A 16,369-nucleotide genomic window follows, 5' to 3' on the forward strand; every position below is an offset into this window, starting at 1 on the left:
ATTCTCTAGCGTAACAGCCTGAGATGATCGTAAGATGACTTTAGGAGCTATTTTCGTGCAGTCGAAAGTTTGATGAAAAAAATGTAAGCCAAAACTTTAGTAGAAAACTCAACTATGACATCTCTGGCAAAACCTCAAGTGCCCGGTCAGGTAAAGCACTACCTGCAGTTTTCTGACCTTACTCGTGAAGAGTATGACTATCTTCTAAAGCGCGCTGCATGGCTCAAGGCCAAATTCAAGAGCTATGAGACCTGGCATCCCTTGCTTGATCGAACATTGGCGATGATTTTTGAGAAGCATTCCACTCGCACTCGTTTGTCTTTTGAAGCGGGTATTCACCAGCTTGGCGGTCACGCCGTATACCTGAACACTCGGGACACCCAGTTGGGCCGTGGTGAGCCTGTGGAGGACGCTGCGCAAGCGATTTCTCGGATGACCGACATCATCATGATCCGCACCTTTGGTCGGGAGATTATTGAGCGCTTTGCTTCCAATTCGCGCGTTCCGGTCATTAATGGCCTAACGAATGAATTTCATCCTTGCCAGGTATTGGCAGATATTTTTACGCTTGTTGAGGCGCGTGGCCCCATCCAAGGAAAGACCGTGGCTTGGGTAGGTGATGCCAACAATATGGCCTACACCTGGCTGCAAGCGGCTGAATGTTTAGATTTTCAGTTGCGCTTCTCCGCACCTGAGGGATATCAGTTGGATCCAGCGCGTTTGACCCCAGAGGCGGCAAAACATCTAACGATTTGTGCTGACCCCAAAGAAGCATGCAAAGGCGCTGATTTAGTGACCACTGACGTCTGGATCAGTATGGGCTATGAAGCAGAAAATACCTCTCGTATGAATGCCTTTAAAGACTGGATGGTCGATGAGGAGTTGATGTCATTGGCTAAACCAGATGCTTTGTTTATGCATTGTTTGCCAGCACATCGTGGCGAAGAGGTTTCGGCTGGAGTCATCGATGGACCACAAAGCATTGTGTGGGAAGAGGCAGAAAATCGTTTGCATGTCCAAAAGGCGTTGATGGAGTATTTGCTTTGCGGTCGTTTGGATTAAGCACGAGAACGCAAGCAATAAAATATTGAGTAATTTGCTTAATTAAGTTTTTAATTAATTTTTTGATTGAATAAGAAAAAATGTCTGATATTAAAAAAGCAGTCTTAGCGTATTCCGGTGGTCTAGATACAAGCGGCATCTTGAAATGGCTTCAAGATACTTATGGCTGTGAAATCATCACGTTTACTGCTGATTTGGGTCAAGGCGAAGAGCTGGAGCCAGCACGAGCTAAGGCTTTGCAATTTGGCATCAAGCCAGAAAATATTTTTATCGACGACTTACGTGAAGAGTTTGTGCGCGATTTTGTATTTCCAATGTTCCGTGCAAATACGATTTATGAGGGCGAGTACCTATTAGGTACATCCATTGCACGTCCATTAGTTGCAAAACGTCAAATTGAAATCGCTCGCTTAACTGGTGCGGATTCTGTATCACATGGCGCCACTGGCAAAGGTAATGACCAGGTGCGCTTTGAGTTGGGTTATTACGCTTTAGAGCCAGGAATCAAAGTCATTGCCCCTTGGCGCGAATGGGATCTTCTCTCACGCGAGAAATTGATGGCTTACGCAGAGAAGCATGGTATTCCAGTTGAAATGAAGCATAAGCAAGGTGGCTCACCATACTCAATGGATGCCAACCTCTTGCATATTAGTTATGAGGGCCGTCATTTAGAAAACCCGAATGCAGAAGCTGAAGAATCGATGTGGCGTTGGACAGTTTCTCCCGAGAAGGCGCCAGATGTCCCTGAAATTATTGAGATTGAATTTAAGGTTGGTGATCCTGTTGCTATTAACGGTAAGACCTACAAACCTCATGAGTTGCTCGCTGAATTAAATCGCATTGGTGGCGCGCATGGCATTGGCCGTCTCGACCTGGTAGAAAATCGTTTTGTAGGAATGAAGAGTCGTGGTTGTTATGAAACCCCTGGCGGCACAATTCTTTTGAAGGCGCACCGTGGTATCGAGAGTATTACTTTGGATCGCGAAGTGGCTCACCTGAAAGATGATTTGATGCCACGCTACGCAAGCTTGATTTATAACGGATTATGGTGGGCGCCAGAGCGCGTTGCCCTACAAACCCTGATCGATCATACGCAACAAGCTGTTAATGGTGTTGTCCGTCTGAAACTCTATAAAGGCTCTGTATCTGTGATTTCACGTGATTCAGCCAATACTTTGTTTGATCAAAATATTGCAACCTTTGATGATGATGGCGGTGCTTACAACCAAGCAGATGCTGGTGGCTTTATCAAACTCAATGCTTTGCGTATGCGCATTGCTGAAACAGCAAGACGTAAGCGCGCCAAGAAATAATTAAAGCAATACAAGTAATAGGTTGGAACTAAATAGAATAGAAAGAACTTCAATGCAATTTGATCAAGTTTCCGTAGGTAAAAAAGCCAATGTATTTTTTGATGGTAAATGTGTTTCTCATACTGTGACACTGCCAAATGGCCATGCGTAAGTCCGTTGGCGTCGTTGCTGCCAAGTACTCTGCGTTTTGATTTGAGCACTAAGGAGGTGATGGAAGTAGTTGATGGATCTGCTTTCGTTAGCGTCAATGGTGCTCCTGAGCAAGAGTTCAAAGTTGGTCAAAGCTGGGAAGTGGAAAAGGGTGGTTACTTCATTATTCGTGCCGAGCAACCAGTACATTATGTTTGCCATTTTGAGTAACTAGTAGATATCTCTAATAAAGCCACCCTGAGGTGGCTTTATTTTTACCTAAAAATTAGATTAAGCTATACTCATGAGTAACTTAAAAACATTCTGGGTCAGTCTAATTCTGACGCTTTGCTGCAATTCACTTTTGTTTGCACAGTCGGATAAAGTGGATTTGTATGTAGATACTGCTCGTTATTCAGATGGTGACGAAATTCCTTATGTTTTTGTGCCCTCGGCCACATTGCCCTCCAAGTATGCCCTTATTGTTATGCTCGGTGGTCACGGAACGATTGGTTTAAAGAAAAACGCTGATGGAACTCCGTTTTTTTCTGGCAAAGGAAATTTCTTAGCCCGCACTAGAGGGATATTTTCCGATGGCGATGTTGCAGTTGTTGTAATCGATAGGGGTAGGAGCTTAGATCGTATGCGTGGAGTGATAGCTGATTTAAGAGCTAAATTTCCTGCAGCCAAAATATATGTAGCGGATACCAGTATGAGCATAACCGAGACTATCTATATGGCTGAGAATATGGATGGAGAGGTTGCAGGCTTTATTCACACCTCTTCGGTTGGCAGCAATTGGCGGGGTCTGGACACCAGGAATCGAAAAAATCGTAACCTGATCGTGACCCATAAATACGATGGATGTAAGTGCATCACCCAAACGAGCTCATCTATTGAAAATAGTGAGCGTTATGGGACTCCACTTTTTGTAGTGGAGGGTGGGATTGATGAAGGCGATCCCTGCCAAGCCTCCGGTCACCATGGCTACAGGGGAATAGAGCAGGAGGTTGTGGACAAAATAAAAGCTTGGATGAAACAGAGTTAAGTCAGAAAATTTATTTTTTTGGTAATCCAGTAATCACCGTTCCAGGAACTATCACCCTCTCTGAGAACCATTGTTTATTCATTTCGAGGGCATAACGCACTGCAGCTTTAGGGCAGTGGTTGTTAGTGGTTTCTGCTTGCATCTCTTCTATGTTCACAATCTTGCCGTCATCTGCAATGAATGCAATGGAGAGTGGAATTTTTGTGTTGTTCATCCAGAAGCAATGACCCGCCTTTTGCTCAAAGATAAATAACATTCCAGAATTTGTGGGCATGCTGGTGCGGTTCATAAGTCCGACTTCTCTAGCTTTGGGCGTATCAGCAAGCTCGGCTTGTATGCGGTAGATGCCCATTTTCAATTCAATGGTGGGTAGACCAACATTGACCTGGGCCCATGAGAAGTTTGAACAAATGAAAAGGGGTGCTAACAGCAGTTGGCGAAAATAGGGGATGGACATATTCATGGGTGCATTTTAAGTTAGGCAAATTGCGGACGAAAAAAACCCAGGAACAAGTCCTGGGTTTTTAATAATGATCTAAGGACTATTAAGCCGCTTGGATATTGGTAGCTTGCTTGCCTTTAGGGCCCTGGGTAATGTCAAACGTTACTTTTTGGTTTTCCTTAAGGGTTTTGAACCCAGGCATAGTAATTGCGCTGAAATGCGCGAACAACTCTTCTTCACCATCATCAGGTTTGATAAAGCCAAAACCTTTTGCATCATTGAACCACTTAACAATTCCGGTCGCCATGCGAACTCCATTACATAAACTTAAAACAACCGTGATGAGGGTAAATACTTTTTAATCAGTCTCAATCCACAACACGCCTAAATAGAACCTCTTTTGAAGCCCACCCCCTGATTGTTTGCCCTTTTTGGAGGGGTGTCAAGGAGTTATATGCCCCTACCCCTTAGTAAATCCCCAATATGGTTATTAAGAGGGTTTTTTGCGGGTTTTACGCAACAAGACCCCAGTAAATTAAAGTTTCAGCATCTGTGTTTAGAATGTTTCTCATGAGTCGCAAACCTAAAAATCCCGCTACAGGCATATCGAGTAATCCATATGCCGAAGACACTATTCTTCTCGAAAAGCAGGTTGAGCAAGTTAAAGCGCCTTCGATGTACAAAGTTTTACTCTTGAATGATGACCACACGCCAATGGAATTTGTGGTGATGGTCATTCAGGAGTATTTTGATAAAGATCATGAAACAGCTACACGCATCATGTTGCAGGTTCATTTAGTTGGTAAAGGTGTTTGCGGGATTTTTACCCGCGATGTTGCTGCCACCAAAGTGCATCAAGTTATTGAACTCTCCCGTGAAGCGGGCCACCCACTACAGTGTACTATGGAGGAAGCATGATTGCCCAAGAATTAGAAGTAAGTTTGCACATGGCGTTTGTTGACGCAAGGGCATCACGACATGAGTTCATTACTGTCGAGCATTTGCTCGCAGTCCTATTGGACAATGCGACGGCCGTTGAGGTTTTAAAAGCTTGTGCGGTAAATATTGCAGAGCTGCGCGCTCAATTGAAAAACTTTATTAATGACAATGCTCCGGTTGTGCCGGGTAATGATGAAGTTGATACACAACCTACGCTTGGGTTTCAGCGAGTGATTCAGCGCGCCATCATGCATGTGCAATCCACCTCAAATGGTAAAAAAGAAGTTACTGGTGCGAACGTATTGGTTGCTATTTTTGGTGAAAAAGATTCGCATGCTGTGTATTTCTTACAACAGCAGGGTGTTACCCGCTTGGATGTAGTGAACTTCATTAGTCATGGTGTGCGTAAAGATCAGTCCGAGCACGTGAAGCCAGTAGAGTCCACACAAGAGACTGAGGAGGCTGCAGCCTCTGGTAAAGAAAGTCCTCTTGAGCAATACACGCAAAATCTGAATGCCCTAGCTCGACAAGGCAAGATCGATCCATTAATTGGTCGTGAGAGCGAAGTCGAGCGTGTTATTCAGGTTCTTTGTCGTCGTCGCAAGAATAACCCGCTGTTGGTGGGTGAGGCGGGTGTTGGTAAGACTGCGATCGCCGAGGGCTTGGCCTGGAGAATTGTTAAAGATGATGTGCCAGATATTTTGGCCAACGCTACTGTGTACTCATTGGACATGGGCGCATTATTGGCTGGCACCAAATATCGTGGTGATTTTGAGCAGCGCTTAAAGAGTGTTCTGAAATCTCTTAAAGATCATGCGCATGGTGTTTTATTTATCGATGAGATTCATATGCTGATTGGGGCGGGTGCTGCCTCTGGCGGAACCTTAGATGCAAGCAATCTTTTAAAGCCCGCTTTATCTAATGGCCAGCTGAAGTGCATTGGTGCTACTACTTTTACAGAGTATCGTGGTATTTTTGAAAAGGACGCAGCTTTATCTCGTCGCTTCCAAAAGGTTGATGTAGTAGAGCCAACGGTAGATCAGACCGTGCAAATTTTGCGTGGCCTAAAATCTCGTTTTGAAGAGCACCATAGTGTGAAGTATGCAGCGGGTGCCTTGGTTGCAGCAGCTGAGCTTTCTGCTCGTTACATTAATGATCGTCATTTACCTGATAAAGCTATTGATGTCATCGACGAAGCAGGGGCGGCCCAACGCATCTTGCCAAAATCAAAACAAAAGAAAACCATCGGTCGTCCAGAGATTGAGGAGATTGTTGCAAAGATTGCTCGCATACCGCCTCAATCTGTCACTGTTGACGATCGTAGCAAGCTGCAAACTTTAGACCGCGACATTAAGAGCGTGGTGTTTGGTCAAGATCCTGCCATCGAGGCCTTGGCGAGTGCCATTAAGATGACTCGTGCTGGTTTAGGCAAGATTGATCGTCCAATTGGCTCCTTCCTGTTCTCTGGCCCAACAGGAGTTGGTAAAACTGAGGTGGCAAAGCAACTTGCTTACATCTTGGGAATTGAGCTTTTGCGCTTCGATATGTCTGAGTATATGGAGCGTCATGCAGTAAGCCGCTTGATTGGCGCGCCACCCGGCTATGTTGGCTTTGATCAAGGAGGTCTACTAACTGAGGCAGTTAATAAGAAGCCACATTGCGTCCTGCTATTAGACGAAATTGAAAAAGCCCATCCTGATATTTTCAATATTCTCTTGCAAGTAATGGATCACGGCACTTTAACGGATAACAATGGTCGTAAGACTGACTTCCGTAATGTGATCATCATTATGACTACCAATGCTGGCGCCGAGGCGATGCAGAAATCGACCATTGGGTTTACCAATGCACGCGAATCTGGCGATGAGATGGCGGATATTAAGAAGTTCTTCACACCTGAGTTCCGCAACCGTTTGGATGCAATCGTTTCCTTTAAGGCGCTTGATGAGTCCATCATCATGCGCGTAGTAGATAAGTTCTTGATGCAACTTGAAGAGCAACTCCATGAGAAGAAGGTTGATGCTACCTTTAGTCCCGCATTAAGGGCGCATTTAGCTAAACATGGTTTTGATCCATTAATGGGCGCGCGACCTATGCAACGAATTATTCAGGATACTGTTCGTAAAGCCCTTGCCGATGAACTTTTGTTTGGTAAGCTGGCTCAGGGTGGACATGTGGACGTTGACATTGATGCGGATGGTAAAGTGCTTCTGAATTTTGATACTCCAGTATTGCCAGGAAAAACAACTAAAGCGGATGTAGCGCCAGCAGAAGAAATTTAATTAACCAACGATTTGAAAAGATAAAACCAAAAAATATGTCTTATCACGATAAATTATTAGAAGCTTTTGAAACCTACAAGGCTGAAAACGAAAAGTTTCAAGGCAAAGGCATTAAAGCGTTTGCGGCTCGTGCTCGCAAGGCCTTGCAAGAAATTGCTGGATCTTGCAAAGAGCGCCGTAAAGAAATTGCCGCTAAAAAAGAGTCTCGTGAAGGCGCTGGTGTTGGCATATCGCAAGATGCTGCTCGCAAGGCGCACATTCGTAAATAAGGTATGCGTATTTAAAAGAAAAGCCACCTACGGGTGGCTTTTTATTGGTCAATTTTTTAAGACCGTTTTCGATTTAAAAATAAAGCGTTACATTCTGATTCAAGAGCACCGCCCACTATTTGGGTTTGGCTAAAGTTGCTCCCTTGATTAATTTCTTTAGCGCTAAAGGTAAAAATATCAATACCTGATTTTTGAATAGTTGCTGCCGAACTACCATAGACAACCCCGCCTATGCCTACCCAGATCAGGGCGCTCATACACATAGGGCAGAGCTCGCCAGTGGAGTAAAGAATGCAGTCACCCCAATTTTTATTTCCATATTGACCGAGGTAATTATTCATGCAGACCATCTCACCATGAAGTATTGGGTTATGAAGGGTTTGATTAACGCCTTTAGCGAGAATAGTTCCACTATTGGAATTCGTGATGACAGCGCCAAACGGATATGTCTGATTTTGAACGGCTATAGCAATAGCATCTCACATTGCGGCTTCATGATTCTTCATCGGAATAGATGAAAGTTTGGTTTTTGCCAGGACGCCTCGAGTGAGGCCAGATAAGCCGCGGGCGCATAAACAGGTTAAGGCTCCGCGGCGATTCATCATATTAAGTTCTACCAGTACTGCCAAAACCACCAGCGCCACGACTGCTCTCGGTAAATTCTTCAACTACTTTGAGTTCGACTTGCTGAACGGGCATCACAACCAATTGGGCTAAGCGCTCCATAGGCTCAAGTTTGAATGGAGTTGATCCGCGATTCCAGGTGCTCACCATTAATTGCCCTTGGTAATCAGAGTCAATTAAGCCTACGAGGTTACCTAAGACGATCCCATGCTTATGGCCAAGGCCTGAACGAGGAAGAATAAATGCCGCATATTTTGGGTCTTCTACGTAGATTGCTAAACCAGTAGGTACCAGAACGGTCTGACCTGGCGCAATCTCAATTGTTTCATCTATGCAGGCACGTAAATCCAATCCAGCGCTACCAGGAGTGCCATAAGTAGGTAATTGGTCGCGTATCCGTTCATCGAGAATTTTGATTTGAAGTGATTGCATGAAATGTCCTAAAGCGGGTAGAAAAAAGAACTACAAAAAATTGGGTTTAGATTTTCTTGGCAACTAACTGAATCAGTTGACGTGCAAGCTGTAGTTTTTCAGCCTTAGCAATTTTTTTGCTACCTACAGAATCAATTACCAATAATTGATTAAGATCGCTACCAAAGGTGTCTGGGCCAATGTTGCCAACAACCATTGGAATGCCTTTACGTTTGCGTTTTTCTTCGGCGTGCTTCTCAAGGTCGGTTGATTCGGCAGCAAAGCCTACGCAATAAGGGTAAGGTTTGCCAGCTTTGGTCTTCACTGTTTTTGAGACGTCCAGCAGAATGTCTGGGTTGGCGATAAATTCGAGCGCAGGCGCTTGATTGCCTTGACGCTTCATTTTTTCTTTGGCAGGTTTAGCAATACCCCAATCAGCAACCGCGGCAACCGCAAAGAAAATATCGCAGTCAACTGCGCTGAGTGTGGCGGCATGCATTTCATTTGCACTTACTACATCAGTGCGAATGATTCCCCCAGTTGCTGCAAGTGGGGTTGGAAGATCACAAGGCCCAGCAATTAAATGAACCTGCGCGCCAGCCTCAACAGCAGCTCTTGCAATGGCAAAACCCATCTTGCCTGAGCTATGGTTGGTGATGCCTCGTACAGGATCGATTGCCTCAAAAGTGGGGCCGGCTGTTATTAATACCTTTTTTCCGGCCAGTGATTTTTTTTGAAAGAAAGCAACCACTTGCTCAGTAACTTCTGCTGGCTCGAGCATTCTGCCCATGCCTACTTCTCCACAAGCTTGAAATCCGCTAGCTGGACCTAAGAGGGTAACGCCATCGTCTATTAGTCTTTTGGCACTTCGTTGTGTGGCTGCATGCTCCCACATTTGTTTATTCATGGCAGGGGTAAGCAGGAGCGGGCAATCTCTTGCGAGGGAAAGCGTGGTTAATAAGTCATCAGCTAAGCCCAGCGATAGCTTTGCCATGAGATCAGCACTTGCAGGTGCAATCAAAATGGCATCTGCAGAACGAGATAACTCAATATGAGCCATATTATTCGGAATAGTGCTATCCCATTGACTTAAATATACTGGGTTGCCAGTCAGGGCCTGCATTGTCACTGGAGTTGCAAATTGCTGTGCAGCTTCAGTCATCACTACTTGAACAGATGCGCCTTCTTGCATCAATTGGCGAGCAAGTTCTGGGGCTTTGTAGGCCGCAATACCGCCAGAAATTCCGAGAACGATCTTCTTATTTAAAAGTGATTGCATGGCGCCAGCTTAATGGGATTGAGGGAATTTGCCAAATGACTTGCGTAATTCACCCCAAATAATGAGGGTGGCACCAACGCAGATAGCGCTATCAGCAATATTAAATGCGGGCCAATGCCAGTTACCGTAATGCAAGTCAATAAAGTCGACTACTGCGCCATACATGACTCGATCAAGAACATTGCCAAGTGCACCACCCAAGATCAGGCTCAAGGCTACGCATAGCAACTTATCACCGAGGCTTTTGGAGAGCAGCCAAATAATGTAGATGGATGCTGCTAAACCAAGAATAGTGAAGAACCAACGTTGCCAGCCAGAACCTTGGGCTAAGAAAGAAAATGCTGCGCCCGGATTAAAGAGGAGCAACCAGTTCATAAAAGGAAGGGCAGGCTCCGGCACACCCATTTGTAAATTACTCAGCGCTGACCATTTACTGAGTTGATCAAGCAAGAGCACAATGGTCGCAATTGCGAGATAACGAAGTAAGGTAAGGCTTTTCATGTAGATCGTTCTTAAGCAAAGAGGCGATGATCGCCATCACCAAACAAGTTGCTAATACAGCGACCACATAGCTCTGGATGATCAGCATTGCTTCCAACATCTTTAGTATGGTGCCAACAACGGCCACACTTCTTAAATTGACTGCCTCGTACCAATACCTCTAAATCTTCATTGCTGAGTTCTATATTGGCGCTAGAGGTAATGGTAACGAAACGCAAATCATCTTCGAGAGAGTGCAAGAGAGCAAAGTCAACATCACGCACTTTAATTGTCAGTTCAGCTTGTAAAGATGATCCAACATTGCCTGCTTCACGCTCTACTTCGATTGCTTTGGTCACTTCAGAGCGAATTTCCCGAATGCGATTCCATTTTGCAAGCAGTTCATCAGCATGAGTAATTTCAGGGAACTGACCAAACTCTTCCATAAAGATAGATTCAGAAGGCTTGCTTCCGGGGTCATGCGGGAAATCTTTCCATGCTTCTTCGGCGGTAAAGGAGAGGAATGGAGAAAGCCATTTTAAAAGATTGCGAGTGATATGAAATAAGGCATTCTGTGCGGCGCGACGATCAGGCGAGTCGGGCGCGCTGGTATAAAGACGATCCTTAAGGATGTCCAAATAGAATCTACCTAAATCTTCTGAGCAGAAGGTCAACATACGTGCAACTGCAGGTTGGAATTCATATGCTTTGTAATGCGCTTCTATGTCGATCTGTAAATCATTTGCTAGGGCTACAGCGTAGCAATCAATCTCTAACCATTGATCAACCGGTAATGTGTGTTTGCTTGGATCAAAATCGGATAGGTTGGCCAGTAAGAAGCGTAAAGTATTGCGAATACGACGATAGCTTTCGGTAACCCGCTTGAGAATCTCATCAGAGATTGTCATTTCACCTGAGTAATCTGTAGAGGCAACCCAAAGACGAATAATCTCGGCGCCTAACTTGTCTGCTGCTTGCTGTGGGGCGATCACGTTGCCCACTGACTTACTCATTTTTCGGCCTTGACCATCCACAGTAAAGCCGTGTGTCAGCAAGGCTTTGTATGGTGGTTTGCCGTCAAGCATGGCACCAGTAAGAAGAGATGAATGAAACCAGCCACGATGCTGGTCTGATCCCTCTAGGTATAAATCTGCCAAGCGTCCATTTGGTGACTCTGCTTGAGTAGTCAGCAGTTCATCACGATGCGAACCGCGGATGACATGCCAATGGGTTGTTCCAGAGTCAAACCAAACATCTAAGGTGTCGCGGTTTTTCTCATATTGAGCTGCCTCTTCGCCAAGAAGTTCTGAAACCTCTAATTTTTGCCAGGCTTCAATACCTTCTTTTTCCACCCGCTTAGCAATTTCTTCAAGTAGCTCAACTGTGCGTGGATGGGGTTCACCACTTTCCTTATGAACAAAAAAGGCCATCGGGACGCCCCATTGTCGTTGGCGAGAAAGGGTCCAATCAGGGCGATTGGCAATCATGCTGTGAAGGCGTTGTTTTCCCCAGGCTGGGAAAAACTCTGTGCTATCGATTCCTGCCAAGGCCGATTCCCGCAAACTGGCTTTGCCGTCTGACGGCTTTTTATCCATGCTTGCAAACCATTGTGAGGTTGCGCGATAAATAATTGGAGACTTATGGCGCCAGCAATGCATGTAAGAGTGGGTATAGGTTTTGTCTCTAAGGAGGCTACCAGCTTCACGCATAGCTTCGACAATTTTAGGATTCGCCTTCCAGATATATTCATTCGCAAAGAGTGGCAACCAAGACGCATACACACCATTGCCCATTACTGGATTCAGAATATCTTTATCGGAGAGTTTATTTGCTTTGCAAGACTTAAAATCTTCCTCGCCATATGCAGGAGCTGAGTGAACGATACCCGTACCAGTATCTAGCGTGACATACTCAGCTGGATAAATTGGAGAGAGACGTTTATAGCCCTCATGCAACGGCGCAAGTGGATGCCAGAAAGAAATATTGGCTAACTGAGCGCCCTGGCAAGTGGCAATGACTTTTCCTTCCATGCCATAGTCTTGTAAGCAAGTCTCAACGCGATCTTTTGCGAGGATTAATAACTTATTACCAACATCAACTAGGGCATAAGTGAGCTCTGGGTGGACATTCATTGCTTGGTTAGCAGGAATAGTCCATGGGGTAGTTGTCCAGATCACAATTTGACCTGGCTTATTTGGAAGATCGGAGAGTCCAAATGCCTTAGCTAGTTGTGGTCGCTGCGCGTCATCAAATGCAAAACCAACATCGACTGTGGGATCGGTTTTATCTTGGTACTCTACTTCGGCTTCAGCAAGCGCGGAGCCACAATCAAAACACCAGTTCACTGGTTTTAGACCACGGAAAACGTAACCTTTTTCCCAAATCTTGCCGAGTGCACGGATTTCATCTGCCTCATTACGATAGTTCATGGTGAGATAGGGGTTATTCCAGTCCCCTAGAACACCTAAGTGCTCAAAATCTTTCTTCTGCTTCTCTACTTGAATATGAGCGTAGGCGCGAGCTTTAGACTGCACTTCTGCGGCCGGTAGATTTTTGCCAAATTCTTTTTCAATCTGAATCTCAATCGGCATTCCATGGCAGTCCCAACCGGGGACGTAGACTGAATCGAAACCCATGAGCCAGCGAGACTTCACAATCATGTCCTTCAAAATCTTATTTACAGCATGACCAATATGAATATCACCATTGGCATAGGGAGGGCCATCATGCAAAATAAATTTTGGTTGATTTACATGGGCTGCACGAATCTTTTCGTAGAGTTTGTTTTTTTGCCATTGAGCTACCCACTGTGGTTCACGTTTCGCTAGGTCTCCCCGCATCGGAAATGATGTGTCAAGAAGGTTAACGGGATAAGAGTTTTCTTTATCAGACATAAGCTTTTTTCTGGAAATAATTTCTGGCATGCGTTGCATCACCTGCAATCGCATTGGTAAGCGCATCGAGGCTGTCATACTTTTCCTCGTCACGAATTTTTTCTAAGAGTTCTACGGTAATGATTTTTCCATAGACATCTTGTTGGTAATCGAAAATGTGTGTCTCAAGGAGTACGCGACCTTCATCTTCAACAGTAGGTCTTACCCCCAAGCTAGCTACCCCGGGCAACGGTTTATCGCTCAAGCCCACTACTTGGGCGGTGAAGATGCCAGTAGTTGCTGGCTTGCGATGATGAAGATGATTGGCGACGGCTAAGTTCAAAGTTGGAAAGCCAAGTTGACGCCCTAGTTTTTGGCCATGAATCACGTGCCCAGAAATTGCATAAGGGCGACCTAACAATGTTTCAGCTAATTTCATATCGCCACTAGCAAGCGCAGAACGCAATGCAGAACTTGAAATTCGCTCACCGTTCTCTTGAATAGTGTGAATACTGGAAACTTCAAAACCATATTTTTCACCAGCAGCTTTTAGGCTAGAAAAATTACCGCCACGCTTTGCTCCATAGCAAAAATCATCGCCGATCAAAATCCATTTTGTATTTAAGCGCTTCACAATAATTTCTGTAACAAACTCTTTGGGTGAGAGTTTCGCAAAAGCCGCATTGAAATGCTCTACTACAACTCGGTCTATACCAAGTCCTGCAAGCGCAGCTAATTTGTCGCGCAAGTTGAGAATGTGGGGGGGTGCTTGATCCGGAGAGAAGAATTCCTTTGGGTGGGGTTCAAATGTCATCACGCAACTCAATAAGCTGCGTTCTTTAGCGCCGTCTACTAGCTCTTTGAGTAAGGTGCGATGACCCCTGTGCACGCCATCGAAATTACCGATGGTTAAGGCACAAGCTGGTCCTGCAGAAAACTGGTTGGGGCCACGGAATACGTTCACAAAATCGCTTTCAGGGTAGCCGTCAATTATATTGTGGGCATGCCTTCTATCGTCACCTTAATCTCAGGCCGCGGATCTAATTTCGAGGCCATCGTCAAAACGGCTCAAAAAGAGCGTTGGCCCGTCACTTTTGCGGGCGTCATTGCAAACCATTCTGCGGCTAAAGGCCTTGATTTTGCTCGCTCGCAGGGGATTCCAGCTTATGTCATTGAGCATAAAGAGCATCCGAGTCGTGAATCTTTTGATAACGCTTTAATTCAGCAAATTGATGCGTTAGGAGCTGATTTAGTGGTTTTAGCTGGCTTCATGAGAATTCTGACGTCAGGCTTTATTCGACATTTTGAAGGCCGATTAATCAATATTCATCCTGCTCTATTGCCTGCCTTCCCTGGTTTGCATACTTATGAGCGTGCCTTGGAGTCAGGGGTGAAGGAACATGGTGCTACTGTCCACTTCGTCAATGAGGAGGTGGATGAGGGCCCGATTATTTGTCAGGCCTCAGTTCCGGTCCTAGAAGGTGATGATCCAGACACCCTAGCGGCCCGTGTTTTGACTGCTGAACATCAAATTTATCCGCGGGCCGTAAAATGGTTTCTTGATGGACGATTGCGAATAGAAGGTAATCAAGTGAAGTTACAACCCCCAGAGTCGCGATTTATTAAATTATGAGTGCAGAACGTCCACCCCATAGATCTGGCAGCAGACTAGCCCCCCACAAAAGTTACGCGACTAAATCGAAAGATCCACTGCGTCGTCCTGAGCGTCGCAATGCTAGTGGTAATTTGATTGCGCCAGAAGGTCAAAAGAATTTTTCAAACGCTAAAGCATTGCCACAGCATGCGATACATCTGGAGCGCTTACTTCCTGAATTACTTAGTTTTGAACAACCGGCTGACCGCGTAGTCAGTCGTTATTTCAGAGAAGAGAAACAGCTTGGTAATCGTGATCGCGCATTGATCGCCGAGAGTGCCTTTGCTATTTTGCGTCGTAAGAATGAGTTCTCTCAATTTGCCTCAAGCGGTGAAGGCTCACAGGCTAGATGCTTAGCTCTATTGGGTTTGCTGTCCGCACTATCCGAGGGCGGCTTAGGCTCAGCGAATCGTGCAGAGAGTGCGATAGCTGACTTAGCGCATGTACTTAAGTCTGGTGAATACGAGTGGTTGCAACGTTTTGCGACCGTGGATCCAGCGGCATTAAATCCACTCGTTCGTAATAATTTGCCCGAATGGTTGTGGGATGCATTTGGCGAATATCCTGGTGAAGATGCTCGTGAAGAGTTAGCAAAGTCTTTAATGCATCCAGCGCTTTTAGACTTGCGTGCGAATACTATGAAAACCAATCGCGAAGAATTGCTCGCCCAGATGAATGCATTAGGTGGTCGTTATCAAGCAATCCAAACCCCATATGCACCTGATGGGGTGCGCATTATGGGTAAACCTGCTTTGCAAAATACGGCTGGCTTTAAAGCGGGCATGTTCGAGGTGCAGGATGAAGGTAGTCAGCTCTTGGCTTATCTCCTTGCGCCTAAGCGTGGCGAGATGATTGTGGACTTTTGTGCGGGAGCTGGCGGCAAGACTTTAGCCATTGGGGCGCTGATGCGCTCCACAGGGCGCTTATATGCTTTGGATACATCCGAGCGTCGCTTGGCCAATCTAAAGCCAAGGCAGGCTCGTAGCGGGCTTTCTAATGTGCATCCAGTATGGATTGATAGTGAGAACGACGCCAAGATCAAACGTCTGGCGGGAAAAATTGACCGTGTTCTGGTAGATGCCCCTTGTAGTGGCATGGGTACTTTGCGACGCAATCCGGATCTGAAGTGGCGCCAAACCCCCGAGGGGGTTTTGGAGTTAAACCAGAAGCAAATGAGCATATTGGCCTCTGCAGCCCGTTTATTAAAGCCAGGTGGGTGTTTGGTTTATGCAACATGCAGTCTATTGCCACAAGAGAATCAAGCTATTGCCGAAGATTTTCTGGCAAAACACCCACAATTTGAGGCAGTTCCTGCTGCAGAAGCTCTCAAACCATTGTTTCCAAAGGATAAATTGCTTTTAGGGTGCAATGCTGATAATCCCTGGTGGCAGTTATGGCCGCATATTCACGGTACCGACGGCTTTTTTGGGGCTGTTTTTCAGAAGAAGGCTGTAGTCCACAAGTGCCAGAATTGAATAAAGACGACCAAAAGGCGACTAAGGTCAAATACAAGAAGCCTCCTGAAGAGCTAAAATAGAGTTTTAGCTCTCTTTAGGGATCTCCT

General features: G+C 45.5%; 17 protein-coding genes. 9 read left to right on the forward strand and 8 right to left on the reverse strand.

The features are described 5' to 3' along the window. Nucleotides 1–114: 114 nt before the first annotated feature. From argF to DXE37_RS01820, 4 genes are all read left to right on the forward strand, one after another. Nucleotides 115–1,062, forward strand: coding sequence for an ornithine carbamoyltransferase (argF, locus tag DXE37_RS01805; protein ID WP_114636384.1), 948 nt, complete (start codon nt 115–117; stop codon nt 1,060–1,062). 80 nt (nt 1,063–1,142) lie between these two features. Then, a complete protein-coding gene (locus DXE37_RS01810) occupies nt 1,143–2,375 on the forward strand; it encodes an argininosuccinate synthase (protein ID WP_114636385.1) in 1,233 nt (410 codons plus the stop codon). Between the two features lie 165 nt (nt 2,376–2,540). After that, nucleotides 2,541–2,735, forward strand: a complete 195-nt coding sequence (locus DXE37_RS12005; RefSeq protein ID WP_231970927.1) for a pyrimidine/purine nucleoside phosphorylase — start codon at nt 2,541–2,543, stop codon at nt 2,733–2,735. A gap of 73 nt (nt 2,736–2,808) precedes the next feature. Further along, nucleotides 2,809–3,552 carry a hypothetical protein gene (locus DXE37_RS01820; protein ID WP_114636386.1) on the forward strand — a complete coding sequence of 248 codons (744 nt, stop codon included), beginning with the start codon at nt 2,809–2,811 and terminating at the stop codon, nt 3,550–3,552. A 10-nt stretch (nt 3,553–3,562) separates the two neighbouring features. On the opposite strand, the gene DXE37_RS01825 is transcribed toward DXE37_RS01820, so the two are convergent. Continuing rightward, nucleotides 3,563–4,015, reverse strand: a complete 453-nt coding sequence (locus DXE37_RS01825; RefSeq protein ID WP_114636387.1) for a DUF192 domain-containing protein — start codon at nt 4,013–4,015, stop codon at nt 3,563–3,565. Nucleotides 4,016–4,097: 82 nt separating this feature from the next. Continuing rightward, nucleotides 4,098–4,301 carry a cold-shock protein gene (locus DXE37_RS01830; protein WP_011903586.1) on the reverse strand — a complete coding sequence of 68 codons (204 nt, stop codon included), beginning with the start codon at nt 4,299–4,301 and terminating at the stop codon, nt 4,098–4,100. A 254-nt stretch (nt 4,302–4,555) separates the two neighbouring features. On the opposite strand from DXE37_RS01830, the gene clpS reads away from it, so the two are divergent. From clpS to DXE37_RS01845, 3 genes are read left to right on the forward strand one after another with little or no spacing between them, the layout of a single operon-like run. Continuing rightward, on the forward strand, nt 4,556–4,912 hold the full coding sequence (gene clpS, locus DXE37_RS01835; RefSeq protein WP_114636388.1) for an ATP-dependent Clp protease adapter ClpS: 357 nt from the start codon (nt 4,556–4,558) through the stop codon (nt 4,910–4,912). Beyond that, entirely contained in the window at nt 4,909–7,215 is a 2,307-nt protein-coding gene (gene clpA, locus DXE37_RS01840; protein ID WP_114636389.1) for an ATP-dependent Clp protease ATP-binding subunit ClpA, read from the forward strand. The genes clpS and clpA overlap by 4 nt, the downstream gene beginning before the upstream one ends. A 35-nt stretch (nt 7,216–7,250) precedes the next feature. Further along, nucleotides 7,251–7,484: a hypothetical protein gene (locus DXE37_RS01845; protein ID WP_114636390.1), complete on the forward strand. Its 234-nt coding sequence runs from the start codon at nt 7,251–7,253 to the stop codon at nt 7,482–7,484. A gap of 56 nt (nt 7,485–7,540) precedes the next feature. On the opposite strand, the gene DXE37_RS01850 is transcribed toward DXE37_RS01845, so the two are convergent. The 6 genes from DXE37_RS01850 to DXE37_RS01875 form a co-directional block, all read right to left on the reverse strand. Further along, nucleotides 7,541–7,957 carry a nucleoside deaminase gene (locus tag DXE37_RS01850; RefSeq protein ID WP_114636391.1) on the reverse strand — a complete coding sequence of 139 codons (417 nt, stop codon included), beginning with the start codon at nt 7,955–7,957 and terminating at the stop codon, nt 7,541–7,543. A 133-nt stretch (nt 7,958–8,090) separates the two neighbouring features. Continuing rightward, the gene (dut, locus tag DXE37_RS01855) at nt 8,091–8,540 is read right to left on the reverse strand and encodes a dUTP diphosphatase (protein WP_114636392.1); all 450 of its coding nucleotides are present in this window, start codon (nt 8,538–8,540) and stop codon (nt 8,091–8,093) included. A gap of 46 nt (nt 8,541–8,586) precedes the next feature. Beyond that, a complete protein-coding gene (coaBC, locus tag DXE37_RS01860; RefSeq protein ID WP_114636393.1) occupies nt 8,587–9,798 on the reverse strand; it encodes a bifunctional phosphopantothenoylcysteine decarboxylase/phosphopantothenate--cysteine ligase CoaBC in 1,212 nt (403 codons plus the stop codon). 9 nt (nt 9,799–9,807) lie between these two features. Next, complete coding sequence (lspA, locus tag DXE37_RS01865; protein ID WP_114636394.1) at nt 9,808–10,299, reverse strand: signal peptidase II; 492 nt, start codon at nt 10,297–10,299, stop codon at nt 9,808–9,810. A gap of 11 nt (nt 10,300–10,310) precedes the next feature. Next, complete coding sequence (gene ileS, locus DXE37_RS01870; RefSeq protein WP_415067098.1) at nt 10,311–13,190, reverse strand: isoleucine--tRNA ligase; 2,880 nt, start codon at nt 13,188–13,190, stop codon at nt 10,311–10,313. After that, nucleotides 13,165–14,115 (reverse strand): bifunctional riboflavin kinase/FAD synthetase, encoded by a 951-nt coding sequence (locus DXE37_RS01875; RefSeq protein WP_114636396.1) that lies wholly within the window; start codon nt 14,113–14,115, stop codon nt 13,165–13,167. The genes ileS and DXE37_RS01875 overlap by 26 nt, the downstream gene beginning before the upstream one ends. Before the next feature lie 39 nt (nt 14,116–14,154). On the opposite strand from DXE37_RS01875, the gene purN reads away from it, so the two are divergent. Beyond that, nucleotides 14,155–14,784 carry a phosphoribosylglycinamide formyltransferase gene (purN, locus tag DXE37_RS01880; RefSeq protein WP_114636397.1) on the forward strand — a complete coding sequence of 210 codons (630 nt, stop codon included), beginning with the start codon at nt 14,155–14,157 and terminating at the stop codon, nt 14,782–14,784. Beyond that, nucleotides 14,781–16,280, forward strand: coding sequence for an RsmB/NOP family class I SAM-dependent RNA methyltransferase (locus tag DXE37_RS01885; protein WP_114636398.1), 1,500 nt, complete (start codon nt 14,781–14,783; stop codon nt 16,278–16,280). Before purN ends, DXE37_RS01885 begins: the two co-directional genes overlap by 4 nt. Nucleotides 16,281–16,369 lie beyond the last annotated feature (89 nt).

This window comes from Polynucleobacter necessarius, assembly GCF_900095205.1.
Lineage (GTDB): Bacteria > Pseudomonadota > Gammaproteobacteria > Burkholderiales > Burkholderiaceae > Polynucleobacter > Polynucleobacter necessarius_E.